Raw genomic sequence first — 13,940 nt, forward strand, 5'->3', positions numbered from 1 at the left:
AGAGCCCTAAAAGTGCACTAAGTCGATGCAGGGGGCAGTTGGTTCGCCGACTGCACTTTAACAGCGTCGCCCTGATCAGGGTGTAGCCACACATCCATCTGCTCAAACGCCACGCGTACGCCGGCTTCGCGGAACAGCGCGTCTATACGGCAGTTGATTTCATCGGCAGCAAACAGCCGATCAAGCAGGTCGTTGACGAAAATCCGCAGCTCAAAATTGAGGCTGTGCTGCCCATAGCTTAAACAGAAAACCTGGGGTTCAGGGTCGGCTAGCACACGAGGATTTTCATCCGCCGCCTGCCGCAATAGCTGGTGCACCTTGGTCATATCGGAGCCGTGGGCCACACCGTAGGTGAGCACGACCCGGGTGATATTATCCGACAGCGACCAGTTGATCAGCTGGTCGGTCACAAAGGTTTTATTGGGGATAATAATCTCTTTGCGGTCAAAATCGGTGACGGTAGTCGCACGGATACGGATACGGCTAACGGTGCCGTGCAAATTGCCAATAGTGATGGTGTCGCCAATACGAATCGGCCGCTCGAACAGAATGATCAAACCGGATATAAAGTTGGCAAAAATCTCTTGTAAGCCAAACCCTAACCCCACACTCAGGGCGGCCACCAGCCACTGAAGCTTGTCCCAGGAAACCCCAAGGGTCGACAGCCCCATGACAATCCCCGTGCCCACAATGGTGTAGGAGAGCAGCGAGCTAATGGCATAGGCGCTGCCCTGTTTCAATGACAGCCGGGAGAGCACCATCACTTCCAACAGCCCCGGCAAATTGCCCGCCATGATAAACGTAATAGCCACAATCAGCAGGGCAGCAAAGACGTCGGATATCGATAGTGCGTTATCTACCAAATCCCCCTCTTGCGCTTCCCACAATGATACGTTATCCAAATAGCCAAGCACCGAAAGCAAGTCCGACCAGACCAAATAAAGCAGCGCACTGAAGCCAATCAACACAATCAGCTTGGAGAGCCGCAGCGACTGACTGTTGATCTGCGCCATATCAAGCGGTGGCTCTTCTACTACCTCAAGACCTCCTTCCGCCCCCTCTTGCACCTGAGCGCGACGTCGCGCCAAGGCACGGCGATAAGCGAGCCGCCGTGCGGCCACCGCGAGACTTCTCACCAGCGAAGCTTCCACCACGACCCATAGCCCCAGCAAGTAAAGGGTGATCGCGAACCGTCCGACTAATCTTAATGCGGTGTATTCGTAACCCCAAACCACCAATCCCAGTAGGATCAATGGCACCGAGGCCATCGCCAGCCCCAACAGCAAGCGGAACAGGTGGACACCAAAAATGGGGATATGCGCCAGGATCAACTGGGCCAGCCACCAGCTCATCGCTATCAAGCCACACGAGAATAACCCCAAGGCAACAGGACGCTGCGCTAGCGGCGTTTCCATCTCTCCAGACATCGCTGCAATGGCGATGACCGGCACCAGGGCGATACCTAGCCCGCCTAACAACTGACGTAACCGGGCGTTGTACTGTGGCGACCAGGTAAAGTGGCGCTCGGCCACCCCATCGGCGACCAGTAGCCTGCGCCCCCAGGCGACGACGGCCCAACTCAAGGCCAATTGAAGTAGCGCCGGGGCAACGCTATTAGCCAAGGGCCCAGCCGCTCCCTGCAGCCCAACGCCAATACCCGCTAATGCCAGCGGGCCGGAGAGGGCCAGCAACGCATTCAGCAGCACCGCCCTGGGTGTGTGCAACTGGGTATCGCTCTTTAACCGACCAATCTGCGAATGCAGCGTGGCCAAGCGGGTCTTGATTTTACGACGCAACCCCATTAGCACCAGACTCAACAACACTAGCGGTGCGCCTCTAAGTACTTCCCATGAAAACCCTTGCCAGCGGGTGGGTAAAATGGCGCGCCACTCCCCTTCTTGCCATTCCAGCTTCAGGTTGCGGGGTAATTGGCGCACCCAATTCAGATCCATAGGCCGACTGTTGGCGACCCAAAAAAGCTGCTCATCGATAGTTTTGCGCAACTCAACGGTTGTCGTTACCAACTGCTGTTGGTTGAGCTGAAGCTCAATCGCCGCGCTTAATAAGCTGCCGTAAGACTGCTCTAGTTGCTCCACCAGCTCACGTCGCGATTGATAAAGCTGCGAAAGGGAATCGACTAACCCCGGCGTCGCCTCAATGCCCGCCTCAGCCAAACGCGTAGTGGCAAACTGCTCGCTTTGGCGCAGTTGATCGCGCTGGCGAACTAAATCGAATTGCTTTAAGCGCAGGTCGGCAATTTCGTCCTGCAAATTGCGTGGAGCCGCCAAGGGAGGAAGTGACTTGCGCTGCTCGCGCAGAATACGCGACAGTAGTTGGCTGCCGCGTATTGCCTCAATTTGTTCATTAAGGCTACGCTGTAACTGGCGCACGTTCTCCAACTGCCGTTGGGCTTCAATATTTTCGCGAACCACCGTGTTGGCACGGTCAGTTGCCCGCAGTAGCTCCAGGCTAAGTGTCTGATTGGTTTGCTGCGCCTGCACCACTACCGGATGCCCCGCAGCGATTAACGGGTTATCTCTGGCGGCATCGGCAATGGCTTGCTCTGAGGCCAACCGGCGCTGCCGATCAATTACCCCTTGCAGCATGGTTAGCTGCTGCTCTTGGTAATCGATCTGCACCATCAGCACATCACGGCGCTCCTGAGCTAGTTCGCGCAGGCGGCTATTAGCGCTTAGCTCGCGCTGATAAAAACTCACTTCACGTTCGGCCAACGCCCGCTCAAGACGTAGTTGGATTAGCCGTGCATCGTTTAATGCAGAGAGTTGACGATCCACTAGCAAAGCCTCGCGCTCATCGTGCTGCCGGCGTAAACTTTCCGCTCGCTGGAGGGTTTCCGCGATTGATTGCTGGGCACGTTCAGGAAGTGTTTGGGCGGCCAGCAGCTGCGAGTTCACTTCAGCCAGTTGGCTTTGCAACTGCTGAAGCTCGACCACGGCGTTAGTTTGCAACGTTTCCAGCTCGTCGAGGGGACGATCGCTCAAGTCGGCAACGGTTAACTGCTGAGAGGCTTCTTCAGCTTCGCTCAACTCGCGCTGCAGACGTGCTAACATTTCAGGGGCTTGCTCTACCCGGGTGTCTAACGCAGTAAGGCGCTCGTCCACAGAGGCCAAACGTTCATAAGCTTCGATAGCCGCTTCCAGGGCCTCTTTATCCCTGGCCTGCTGGTCAGTTAAAGGCTCCTCAAGAGCCTCTAACTGAGCAAGTCTTGAAGCCAGCTCAGCCTGTTCAGGCACCCGGTCAAGCATGTTTGCCTGAAGCGCAGCGTGGGCTGAATGAAATGCGGCGCTACTGCTAATGACGAGCAGCAGAAACAAACAGGTTATACTCCACTTACAGGCGCTTCTTACCACGTTACGTCTCAACACGTTACTTAAGGCCTCGCTGACATCAAATGCTCCGCAGAGACGGAGAATGAGGTTATTGTCAGACGTTCTGATAGCCAGCGCAATCAGAGGTGTTGACTTCCACAGGCGGCGTGATAGAAACAAGCTTGGCATTTGCCTATTCCTTCATTTTGCGAGTCACCTTGATGGTCACCCGAAAACTGCCGTTGACTAAACTTATTGTTCTACTGAGCCTTGCTACTTTTAGTGCGAATGCCGTCGCCGAGTCTCAACAGGAAATTGAGGCGCGTATCCGTGCCCTCAATGCTGAGCTGCATGCTCTGCACCAACAGTTGCAGCAGATAGAGAATCCCGAAGACGCCGTACTAGGCTTACCGTATGAACAGTTGCCTGAAGAGGTCGCACGGGAGGATTTGAACGAGCGTCGTGAGCTCGAGCAGGAGTCAAGTCGCAATCCGTTTTCAATCACCACCCACCGCACCAACTACCTGTTTCCGGTTAGCTTTAACACCAACCAAAACCGTGAAAGCTTTCGCAATATCTCTAACGATGGTGAAGTGAGTGACGTAGAGCTAAAATTCCAGTTTAGCGCCAAGGTTAATCTGGCTGAACGGATGTTCGGTGACTACGGTGACGTCTACTTTGGTTACACCCAGCGCAGTTGGTGGCAGGCGTATAATACCGACGCCTCGTCGCCTTTTCGGGAAACTAACTACGAGCCTGAAATATTTATCGATTTTGATAATGCCTGGGAGGCGCTTGGCTGGGTCAATACCCGCAACCGAATATCCCTCAATCACCAATCTAATGGTCGCTCAGATCCTCTCTCACGCAGCTGGAACCGGATATACCTTGAAAGCACCTTCCAGCGCGGCGACTGGGCATTCACCCTGGCACCCCATTGGCGGGTACCAGAATCCTCAGAGGATGACGACAACCCGGATATCGAACGCTACATGGGATACGGCGATATTCGTCTCGCCAAGCGCCTCAACAATAACCATGAAGTGAGTGGTCAGTTACGCGGCAACCCCAGTGCTGGCAATATAGGCACCCAAATTGATTACAGTTGGCCTGCTTTCAACAGCTTGCGAGCGCATGTACAGTACTACTATGGATATGGGGAAAGCATGATCGATTATGATCATCGCGTACACCGCTTAAGCCTTGGGTTTAGTTTAAATCCCTTATTTAGTGCCTCTGGGCTGAACCGGTAAGGGCATTTACTTGTCTCTACCCATGTGACTGCTATGCTAGTAGCAGCGCTATCATTCACTCGTCAAAGGAAGACTCCATGGCTAAACGTCAGTCCACTTACTCTACTCAAGCCGATCAACTCAAAGATGATCTGCGCCACCTGAGTGAAACCGTTGAAGAGCTGGTCAATGCGACCGCTAAAGATGCCAGCGGAGAGATGAACGATCTACGTAGTCGCGCCGAGCGCCGCTTGAAAGACACTCGTGCACGTCTTGAAGCACGTGGCGAACGCCTCTATGACGAAACCCGTGATTCGCTGACCCATCAAGCCGATGCATGCGACCGCTATGTGCATGAGAACCCCTGGACGAGTATTGGCATTGGCGCCGCAGCGGGTATGGTTATCGGTATGCTGCTCGGTCGTCGCTAATGGCTTTGGGGCCAACCCAACGCGTCTTCTCTGCCGCCAAACGCTTACTGAAATCGCTGATTGCCAATAGCGAAACCCGTCTGCGTTTGGCGGTGTTTGAGTTAGAGGAGGAGCGTGCTCGTTTACTGGTTCTACTGCTGCTCGCAGGGGCAAGTTTACTGCTGATGTTGTTGGGGATTGCCACGCTAACGGCACTAGTAGTGGTGCTATTCTGGGATACCTACCGCCTCACTGCTATTGCAATCAGCGCAGCCGTGTTGATAGGCGCCAGTTTGCTACTTGCGGTTATTGCGATTCGCCAGTCCAAGCAACACTCGCTGTTAAAAGAAACACTCAAACAGCTTGCTGCTGACCGAGCACTGCTTGAGGAGCCCAGTGATGAAACCATCCGCAGACACCGCTAAGCCACACACAAAGCCGCTCAGCCGTGCTGAGCGCAAAGCGCTACTGTTAGCCGAGCTTGAGCAGCAGCGCGTGGATATTTTGGTCGATAGCGAATATTTACAGCAAGCCGCTTCACCACTGGATAGAAACTGGCAAAGCTTCAAACTGCCGCTCTACGCCATCGGTGGCCTTGCTGCGTACAGGCTGATGCGCCACCCAGGCGGCGCCATGGCAGCAGGCAGAAAAGCGCTTGCGGGCTATATGCTATTCAAAAAGCTTAAGTTATTAGCCAAAGTGGCTACTTAACGTTAATGTTTTTTGTACTGGGCTCTTTTGTATAGGGCTAGGATGAATGTGAAACGCATTTCCTAGCCTAGCAAGATTGACCACAGGCGACGCCACTCGCCCACGCCCACTGAAAGTTATACCCTCCCAGCTCTCCTGTCACATCCAAAACTTCTCCAATAAAGCGCAACTGCGGCAGGCCTTTAACCTCAAAGGTTTTGGATGATAACGCGTCGGTATTTACCCCTCCCATGGTCACCTCTGCGGTACGCCAACCCTCGGTGCCCGCTGGTTTCAGTTGCCAGGTGTTGAGCCTTGACGCCCATTCATCCAACGCCGCATTGGCGTACTGGGCCAGTGGCCGGGCCGGATCATGGTCGGGATACCACTCCAGCAGCGCTTGCGCCAAACGTTTCGGAAAGCGTTCGCCAAGCCAAGTCGATAGCTGGCGTTTGGGCGCTTCCTGGCGTGCCTCACGCAGCGATGCCGCTACATTCTCCCTGGGCAGCAGATCAATCGTAATGCGCTCACCAGGCTGCCAGACGCTGGATATCTGCAGCATGGCAGGGCCAGACAAGCCGCGGTGGGTAAATAGCATAGGCTCCACAAAGCGCCGGCCGCCCGCGCTTACGGCCACGGGTACGCTTACCCCTGAAAGCTCTGCAGCGCGCGCCTTCCACGTATCGCTCAGCGTGAACGGCACTAGGCCAGGGCGTGTATCAAATACCTCAAGACCAAATTGACGGGCTATATCGTAGCCAAATCCCGTCGCGCCCATACTCGGAATGGACAATCCACCACTCGCCACCACCACCACGCCCGCCTCTATTCTACCTATCGAGGTCGATAGCCGCATGGCGGCGCCCTGCTGCTCCACCCCGGTAATCTGTGTACTGAGCCTGACATCGGCCCCCGCCCACTCACACTCCGTAAGCAGCGTACGAACGATCTCTTTGGCCGAAGTGGCACAAAATAGCTGGCCCGGCGTTTTCTCCACATGCTCAACGCCATGTCGCTCTACCAGCTCAACAAAGTGCTCAGGGCGGTAACGTTTGAGCGCTGAAATACAAAAGTAGGGGTTTGACGAGTAAAAGTGCTGTGGCGTTGTGCCAAGATTGGTAAAGTTGCAGCGGCCGCCCCCAGACATCAGAATCTTCTTACCCGCTTTGTTAGCATGATCAAGCACTAAGACTCGTTTTCCGGCATAGCCCGCTTGCGCTGCACACATCAAGCCTGCGGCGCCAGCACCGATGACGACAACGTCATAGATCATAATGGACAGCTCATATTAAGGGCGATTCCCGCCGTAAAAGGCAGGCATTCTAACAGGGTCACACTTAAAAATTATTATATGGCAAAATTACCATATACAATAATTGTATAAATATTATCCAACGCTGAGAACACTATGCTTCTGTCTATACATCGACGATGTTTGCTGCGACTCGCACTTGTACCCCTCACCCTGCTGCTGTCCAATGCAACGATGGCTCAATCGATGCCATCGGTCATCGGCACACGAGTGGCCATGACCACGTGGTCGGATCCACTCGAAGCCTTGGGCACTCTTAGAGCTGATGAGAATGTCACGCTTTCAGCTACCGTCACAGACATCATTGCAGAGATCAATTTCCGCGACGGCGAGCAGGTCGAAGAGGGGCAGTTACTTATTCGCCTGGAGGATGCCGAAGAGCAGGCACAGCTGAGGGCCTCTCAAGCACTACGCGAAGAGCGACGTAATGCGTCAAATCGTGCTTCCCAGCTGCAAGATCGCAACCTTGCGGCCCGTGCCGATGTAGAAGATAGCCAATCACGACTGCGTCAGGCAGATGCCGATATACAAGCGATTGAAGCGGAGTTGGCCAATTACCAGATAAAAGCGCCCTTCAGCGGCCGTGTTGGCTTTCGCAACATCAGCATCGGCGCCCTGGTCACTCCAGGAATGGAGCTGGTGACACTCGATAAACTGGATATTATGCAGCTCGACTTTAGCGTCCCCGAAGTGTTTCTCGGCCGTCTTTCACCCGGTTTGATGCTTAATACCACCACTGCCGCCTACCCCGACGAGGTGTTTAGTGGTGAAATTGCCACCATTGGCACACGGGTGGATCCGGTGACGCGCAGCGTAAGCGTCCGCGCTGAACTTGAGAATGCCGATGGCCGTCTGCGCCCAGGCATGCTGATGGAAGTGATCGTTCAACAGCGCGTACGCGATACTATTGTTATCCCGGAGGCAGCCATTGAACCTAGCGGTGACCGCCACTTTGTGATGCTTATCGAACAGACTGACGACACGACTCGCTTGGCTCGGCGCGAAATAGCAATCGGCGAGCGGCGCAAGGGTGAAGTGGAAATTCTTGAAGGGTTGGCCCCCGACGATTTAATTGTCGTGCATGGCCTACAGCTGGCCCGAGATGGACAAGAAGCGAGACTGATCGGCATCGTCGATGACGAGACCGGCATACGAGCGCTGCTGGAGGCCGACCGCTAATGCGCTTATCGGATATCTCTGTTCAGCGGCCAGTACTGGCGATGGTGATCGCAGCGCTGATTATTGCCTTTGGCCTGCTGGCGCTCAATCGCTTGCCGCTGCAAGAGTACCCCACCATCGACCCGCCAGTGGTCACCATCGATACCCGCTACCCCGGTGCCTCGGCCAGCGTCGTCGAAACACGCATTACCCAAGTATTAGAAGACCGCATTGCTGGCGTTGAAGGCATTGAGCTAATCACCTCGCAAAGCGAGGATGGCCGCTCGCAGATTGAAATCGAGTTCAGTATCGATATGGATATCAATGCCGCCGCCAACGATATTCGTGACCGCATTTCCGGCGCGCTGCGCAACCTGCCCGACGATGCTGACACCCCCGAGGTGACCAAAGCCGATAGCAGTGAAGAGATAGTGGTGTGGTTAAGCCTTTCCGGCGAGGACTACTCGATCACCGAGCTGACCGACTACGCTAACCGCTTTCTGGTCGACAGCCTTTCCGTTCAACCGGGGGTCGCGCGGGTGCGTGTCGGCGGCGGCAGCGACTACGCCATGCGCGTATGGCTGGATCGCAATGCCCTGGCCGCACGGGGACTCACCGTAAGCGATATCGAAGATGCCCTGCGGGCAGAGAACGTCGAACTACCAGCAGGCTCGCTTGAATCCGAAGATCGCCAGTTTATTGTCCGCCTTCCCCGCAGTTTTGCCAGCGCCGAAGATTTTCAGCGCCTCGCCCTCAGCTCTCCTCAAAACCAGGAGGAAAACGGCTATCTGGTGCGCCTTGCTGACGTAGCAAGAGTCGAAGTCGGCGCGGTGGAGGATCGCTCGGTATTCCGCTCCAACGGCATCCCCATGGTGGGCCTAGGGATGATCATGCAGTCGACGGCCAATGTGATCGAGCTATCCGAAGCCGTACAGATCGAACTGGAACGTCTGCAGGGAACCCTACCCGAAGGCATGTCGCTAAGCCTGAACTACGATGCCTCACTGTTTGTCTCCGGAGCGATTGAGCAGGTCGTTATGACACTATTCATTGCCATGGGCTTGGTGGTGGTGGTGATCTTTATGTTTTTGGGTAATTTGCGTACCACCCTGGTACCTGCGGTGACCGTTCCCATTGCTGTTATTGGGGCTTTTACCGCGCTGGCAGCGATGAACTTCTCCATCAATCTGCTCACGCTGCTGGCGCTGGTGCTGGCGATCGGCCTAATTGTCGATGACGCCATTGTCGTACTTGAAAACATTAATCGGCGCATGCACGACTACGGCGAAACACCGCTAGTCGCCGCCTTTCGAGGCACTCGGCAAATCGCCTTTGCGGTAATAGCCACTACCCTGGTGTTGGTGGCGGTTTTCTTGCCACTCAGTATGTTGCAAGGCGATATTGGCCGGCTATTTTCCGAGTTTGCACTGACCATGGCCGCCGCGGTAGTGGTCTCTACCCTGTTGGCGTTGACGCTTACGCCGATGATGGCGTCTAAAATTCTCAAGCCAGGCATGCACGACAGCCGGATTGGTAAAGCCGTGCAGTGGCTGCTCAGCGGCACTCAACGCCGCTATCAGGCCACGTTAGAGTGGATGCTTAAAATGCGCTGGCTGGTGGTCGCAGCGTTTGTATTGTTGATTACCGCCACCGCCTGGCTGGCCACAGTACTGCCCAACGAATACACACCCCAGGAAGATCGCGGCAACTTTATCGTATTAGTCAACGGCCCCGAAGGCGCTACCTTCGACTATATGATGGACTATATGGATGAGATCGAAGCACGCATGACGCCGTTAGTAGAGAGCGGTGAGCTGAAGCGCGTGGTGGTGCGCGCCCCACGTGGTTTCGGTAACATCGAGAACTTTAATAGCGGCTTTATTATCGTCAATATGGCCGACTGGGGCAGTCGACGCAGCGCCTGGGAGATAATGGCCGAAGTGCGTGAAAAGCTACGCACCCTCCCAGGGGTACAGGCTTTCCCAGTGATGCGCCAAGGATTTGGGCAGCGCACCCAAAAGCCGGTGCAGTTTGTGCTGGGTGGCGGGACATACGAAGAGCTGGCCCGCTGGCGCGATACTCTCATCGATCATGTACGCGAGAATAACCCGCGCCTGATGGCGCTTGAGAGCAATTACAACGAAACACAGCCACAGCTGCGGGTGGATATTGATTATGAACGTGCCGCTTCGCTGGGCGTTACCGTCATCGAGATAGGTAGAACGCTTGAAGTGCTGTTAGGTGGCCGTAACGTCACTCGCTATGTGGATAACGGTGAAGAGTACGATGTGATTTTGGAAGGCGACCGGGGCAGTCAGAACAGCCCGCGGGCGCTGGATAACATACAGGTGCGCTCTGCACGCACGGGGGAGCTGATCCCCCTGGCCAGTCTCGTCACCCTCTCCGACTTTGCTGGCGCCAGCACCCTGAACCGCTTTGACCGTATACGGGCGATTACCATTGAAGCCAATCTCGCCGATGGCTACCCCCTTGGCGAAGCACTGGCCTATTTAGATCAGAGTGCTGCGGAGTTACTGCCCGAAGAGGTGCAAACCAATGTGGCAGGCGCCTCGCGGGACTTTCAACAAGCCAGTGGCGCCACCGCGTTCCTACTGATACTGGGCGCGCTAGTGGTCTTTTTGGTGTTAGCAGCGCAGTTCGAGAGCCTAATTCACCCCTTTGTGATTATGCTGACGGTGCCGTTGGCGATGAGCGGTGCTTTGCTTGCCCTGCTGCTAAGCGGTCAATCGTTGAATATCTACAGCCAGGTAGGCTTGGTGCTGCTAATTGGCCTGGCGGCGAAAAACGGCATTCTGATTGTCGAGTTTGCCAACCAGTTGCGTGATGAGGGTAAAGCCTTTCGTAACGCGTTAATTGAAGCCTCTGTGACACGCCTGAGGCCCATCTTAATGACCGCCGTGACCACCATGGCCGGCGCCATTCCGCTGATCATCTCGACAGGGCCGGGGGCTGAGTCGCGCCTGGTCATCGGCACCGTGATTATGGCGGGAGTCGGCTCGGCAACGCTGTTTACGCTGTTTGTGGTGCCTGTGGCTTACGACTTGCTGGCGCGCCACACCGGTTCGCCCGGGGCAGTGAAGCGACAGCTGGAGGAGGAAATAGCTAACGCCCCAAGGGGAACCTCCGACATATAAAGACGGTAAACTAAAAGGGCGCCCTAGTGAAGGAGCGCCCTTTTAGAAAGCTACTGCTGGTTATTAACTAACGAGTTATTAACGGCAGAAAGCGATCACTCACACTCGCCAAGATACTCGCCTTCAATCACGGTATTCATGCTCAGCTCTCCCATAGGGGACTGGGTAAGAATATCGACGCTGCCTTCAATACGCTCGCCCATAAAGCGCATTTCGCCATCGATGGTGGCTTCGCCACCCTCAGCGCGACACACCATGCTGTAGCTTAGACCGTCAGCGTTCAGATCCTGGTCGAGCAGCTCGCAGCCTTCTTCTTCCTCAATGAAGCCAAATTCGGCCCCTTCTAGCTCTTCCTGGCTAATACACTGGCGTTCGGTTTCCGTTTGATCCGGAATTTCCATTTCGCCGCTGATGCTGGTTTTGCTCACAAACTCCCACTCACCAGCGGTGACATTGGGGGTTTCAGCCAACGCGACCATCGGAAAGGCCACTAGGGCCGCTACTGCCATGTTACGTAACATCATCGCTACTCTCGCTGCGTTGCTTTGGGAACTTAAATCCTGAGATATCCTACCTGATTCAATCCATTGATGCCCTACCCGACGACCACACTGCTACACTCATTGGGTAAGAAACTGATTTAGCGCATCCGCTATACAAGGTAGCCAACAATGCAAGACGACGCCCTGGTCAATTATGACTTCCACTGCCCCTACTGCGATTCGCCGCTGACCTTCCTGATCGATACGTCACAGGGCAGCCATGATACCTGGGAGGATTGCCATCAATGCTGCGCGCCCATCCAGCTACAAATTATCGTCTCACCGGTGACTGGAGAACTCGATAGCGTCGTCGCCGGACGCGACGACGACGTTCTATAGTTTGACCTAAACATCTCGTAGAGCAGCCTTACGCCGGGTCTCATTACGCCGCATAAAAAACCACGCCAACAGTGTCGCCAGCGATACCGTTAGGATAATCAATGTAGCAAGGGCATTGATCTTCGGCGACACCCCCATACGCACCGACGAAAACACCACCATCGGCAGCGTATTGGCTCCTGGCCCGGAAACAAAGCTGGCGATCACCAAGTCATCCAGGGAGAGGGTAAACGCAAGCAACCAGCCTGCAGCCAGCGCGGGGGTAATGATCGGCAGCGTGATAGAGAAGAAGGTTTTCACTGGAGGTGACCCCAGATCCATGGCTGCCTCTTCGATCGAGTGATCCACTTCCCGCAAGCGTGCAGCCACCACAACCGCCACATAGGCACTGCAAAAAGTGGTGTGAGCAATCCAGATGGTTGCCATGCCCCGGTCGGCTGGCCAGCCGGTAATTTGCGCCATTTGCACAAATAGCAGCAGCAGCGAAAGGCCCGTGATAACTTCCGGCATTACCAGCGGCGCCGTGACCATACTCGACAGCGCCGTTTTACCACGAAAGTGGCCATAGCGCGTCATTACAAAAGCCGCCACTGTGCCCAGGCAAACCGCCATGCTGGCAGCGAAAAACGCGATGCGCAGACTCGTCCATACCGCCGACAAAATTTGCTGATCGCGAAACAGTTCGCCGTACCACTGGGTAGAAAACCCCGCCCACACCGTGACCAGTTTCGAGGCGTTAAACGAATACACCACCAGCACAAACATTGGCAGGTAAAGAAACAGCAGGCCAAGCACCAGCATGACCGTTGAGAAGCTCGGCCGTCGCATGCTCATTATTCAAGCTCCTTGGACTGGTAACGATGAAACCAGACAATTGGCACCAGTAGCAGCAGCAGCATCACCATGGCCAGCGCCGATGCCACGGGCCAGTCACGGTTAAGGAAGAACTCCTCCCACAGTACTTTACCGATCATTAACGTGTCAGGGCCGCCCAGCAGCTCAGGAATCACAAACTCCCCTACCGCCGGGATAAACACCAGCATCGAACCCGCGACGATCCCCCCCGTTGAGAGTGGCAGGGTGACTTTAATAAAGGTATTGAGTTTGCGCGAACCCAAATCGGCGGCGGCCTCCAACAGCGAGTTGTCCATACGGGTTAAGTGGGCGTAGAGCGGCAGCACCATAAACGGCAGGTAGGCATAAACAATGCCGATGGTGACCGCAAACTGGGTATTCATCATGCGCAGCGGCGAATCAATGAGGCCAAGCCCTATCAATAGGTTATTGATCAGGCCACTGTTGCTTAGAATCCCCATCCAAGCGTAGACCCGAATCAAAAACGACGTCCAAGAAGGCAGCATGACCAGCAGCAGTAACAGCAGTTGCCAGCGCGCCGGGGCACGGGCCATGGCATACGCCATCGGATAACCCAGTAACAAGCAGACCAGCGTGGCGATAAACGCCGTCTTTACCGAGCCCCAGTAAGCAGCAATGTAGAGCGAGTCCGAAAGCAGGAAGAGGTAATTACCCAGATTCAGAAATATATGCAGCGTCTGATCAGCGTACTCAAGCAGCGGGCCATAGGGCGGAATCGCAATCGCCCCCTCGGAGAGGCTGATTTTGAGTACCAGCGCAAAGGGCAGTAAAAAAACAGCGTCAGCCACAAAAGTGGAAACGCAATCACGGCACGACGCCCTAATTGCCAGCGTTTGAGCATCGCTGACACACGAGATAGCATCATTTAGAGTGGTCTCCCCGCGGTAAAAAAGCCAT

Annotated in this window: 11 protein-coding genes and 1 pseudogene; 7 read left to right on the top strand and 5 right to left on the bottom strand. The window is 55.1% G+C overall.

Annotated elements, in window-relative coordinates; translation table 11 throughout:
- Positions 1-17: 17 nt before the first annotated feature.
- A complete protein-coding gene (gene mscK, locus OM794_RS14065) occupies positions 18-3,329 on the bottom strand; it encodes a mechanosensitive channel MscK (protein WP_226250830.1) in 3,312 nt (1,103 codons plus the stop codon).
- Between the two features lie 221 nt (positions 3,330-3,550).
- On the opposite strand from mscK, the gene OM794_RS14070 reads away from it, so the two are divergent.
- The 4 genes from OM794_RS14070 to OM794_RS14085 all read left to right on the top strand — a co-directional run bounded on the left by OM794_RS14070 (position 3,551) and on the right by OM794_RS14085 (position 5,682).
- Positions 3,551-4,582, top strand: a complete 1,032-nt coding sequence (locus tag OM794_RS14070) for a phospholipase A (protein ID WP_226250757.1) — start codon at positions 3,551-3,553, stop codon at positions 4,580-4,582.
- Between the two features lie 77 nt (positions 4,583-4,659).
- A complete protein-coding gene (locus OM794_RS14075; RefSeq protein WP_226250756.1) occupies positions 4,660-4,992 on the top strand; it encodes a DUF883 family protein in 333 nt (110 codons plus the stop codon).
- Complete coding sequence (locus OM794_RS14080) at positions 4,992-5,396, top strand: phage holin family protein (protein ID WP_226250755.1); 405 nt, start codon at positions 4,992-4,994, stop codon at positions 5,394-5,396. Before OM794_RS14075 ends, OM794_RS14080 begins: the two co-directional genes overlap by 1 nt.
- A complete protein-coding gene (locus tag OM794_RS14085; RefSeq protein WP_226250754.1) occupies positions 5,371-5,682 on the top strand; it encodes a YqjK family protein in 312 nt (103 codons plus the stop codon). Before OM794_RS14080 ends, OM794_RS14085 begins: the two co-directional genes overlap by 26 nt.
- A gap of 67 nt (positions 5,683-5,749) precedes the next feature.
- Here the strand turns inward: OM794_RS14085 and OM794_RS14090 are convergent, their stop codons facing one another.
- The gene (locus tag OM794_RS14090; RefSeq protein ID WP_226250753.1) at positions 5,750-6,934 is read right to left on the bottom strand and encodes an NAD(P)/FAD-dependent oxidoreductase; all 1,185 of its coding nucleotides are present in this window, start codon (positions 6,932-6,934) and stop codon (positions 5,750-5,752) included.
- Between the two features lie 135 nt (positions 6,935-7,069).
- On the opposite strand from OM794_RS14090, the gene OM794_RS14095 reads away from it, so the two are divergent.
- Both OM794_RS14095 and OM794_RS14100 read left to right on the top strand, forming a co-directional pair.
- Positions 7,070-8,152, top strand: a complete 1,083-nt coding sequence (locus OM794_RS14095; protein ID WP_226250752.1) for an efflux RND transporter periplasmic adaptor subunit — start codon at positions 7,070-7,072, stop codon at positions 8,150-8,152.
- The gene (locus OM794_RS14100; RefSeq protein ID WP_226250751.1) at positions 8,152-11,286 is read left to right on the top strand and encodes an efflux RND transporter permease subunit; all 3,135 of its coding nucleotides are present in this window, start codon (positions 8,152-8,154) and stop codon (positions 11,284-11,286) included. Before OM794_RS14095 ends, OM794_RS14100 begins: the two co-directional genes overlap by 1 nt.
- A gap of 95 nt (positions 11,287-11,381) precedes the next feature.
- Here OM794_RS14100 and OM794_RS14105 read toward each other — a convergent pair whose 3' ends face one another.
- Positions 11,382-11,810, bottom strand: a complete 429-nt coding sequence (locus OM794_RS14105) for a DUF3617 domain-containing protein (RefSeq protein WP_088700405.1) — start codon at positions 11,808-11,810, stop codon at positions 11,382-11,384.
- A gap of 147 nt (positions 11,811-11,957) precedes the next feature.
- Between OM794_RS14105 and OM794_RS14110 the strand changes: the two genes are divergently transcribed.
- The gene (locus OM794_RS14110; protein ID WP_027958413.1) at positions 11,958-12,167 is read left to right on the top strand and encodes a CPXCG motif-containing cysteine-rich protein; all 210 of its coding nucleotides are present in this window, start codon (positions 11,958-11,960) and stop codon (positions 12,165-12,167) included.
- A 6-nt stretch (positions 12,168-12,173) separates the two neighbouring features.
- Here the strand turns inward: OM794_RS14110 and OM794_RS14115 are convergent, their stop codons facing one another.
- Both OM794_RS14115 and OM794_RS14120 read right to left on the bottom strand, forming a co-directional pair.
- Positions 12,174-13,001 (bottom strand): ABC transporter permease subunit, encoded by an 828-nt coding sequence (locus tag OM794_RS14115; protein WP_022522776.1) that lies wholly within the window; start codon positions 12,999-13,001, stop codon positions 12,174-12,176.
- Positions 13,001-13,908: pseudogene (locus OM794_RS14120) on the bottom strand (ABC transporter permease subunit). Before OM794_RS14120 ends, OM794_RS14115 begins: the two are co-directional and overlap by 1 nt.
- Positions 13,909-13,940: the final 32 nt, after the last annotated feature.

The sequence above is a fragment of the Halomonas sp. BDJS001 genome (assembly GCF_026104355.1).
In the GTDB taxonomy this organism is placed as follows: domain Bacteria; phylum Pseudomonadota; class Gammaproteobacteria; order Pseudomonadales; family Halomonadaceae; genus Vreelandella.

Excerpts from the sequence above, each read along its gene's own strand:
- OM794_RS14110 (WP_027958413.1), top strand. The coding sequence starts at position 11,958 with ATGCAAGACGACGCCCTGGTCAATTATGACTTCCACTGCCCCTACTGC.
- OM794_RS14100 (WP_226250751.1), top strand. The coding sequence starts at position 8,152 with ATGCGCTTATCGGATATCTCTGTTCAGCGGCCAGTACTGGCGATGGTG.
- OM794_RS14090 (WP_226250753.1), bottom strand. The coding sequence starts at position 6,934 with ATGATCTATGACGTTGTCGTCATCGGTGCTGGCGCCGCAGGCTTGATG.
- OM794_RS14070 (WP_226250757.1), top strand. The coding sequence starts at position 3,551 with ATGGTCACCCGAAAACTGCCGTTGACTAAACTTATTGTTCTACTGAGC.
- OM794_RS14085 (WP_226250754.1), top strand. The coding sequence starts at position 5,371 with ATGAAACCATCCGCAGACACCGCTAAGCCACACACAAAGCCGCTCAGC.
- OM794_RS14105 (WP_088700405.1), bottom strand. The coding sequence starts at position 11,810 with ATGATGTTACGTAACATGGCAGTAGCGGCCCTAGTGGCCTTTCCGATG.
- OM794_RS14095 (WP_226250752.1), top strand. The coding sequence starts at position 7,070 with ATGCTTCTGTCTATACATCGACGATGTTTGCTGCGACTCGCACTTGTA.
- OM794_RS14115 (WP_022522776.1), bottom strand. The coding sequence starts at position 13,001 with ATGAGCATGCGACGGCCGAGCTTCTCAACGGTCATGCTGGTGCTTGGC.
- OM794_RS14075 (WP_226250756.1), top strand. The coding sequence starts at position 4,660 with ATGGCTAAACGTCAGTCCACTTACTCTACTCAAGCCGATCAACTCAAA.
- OM794_RS14080 (WP_226250755.1), top strand. The coding sequence starts at position 4,992 with ATGGCTTTGGGGCCAACCCAACGCGTCTTCTCTGCCGCCAAACGCTTA.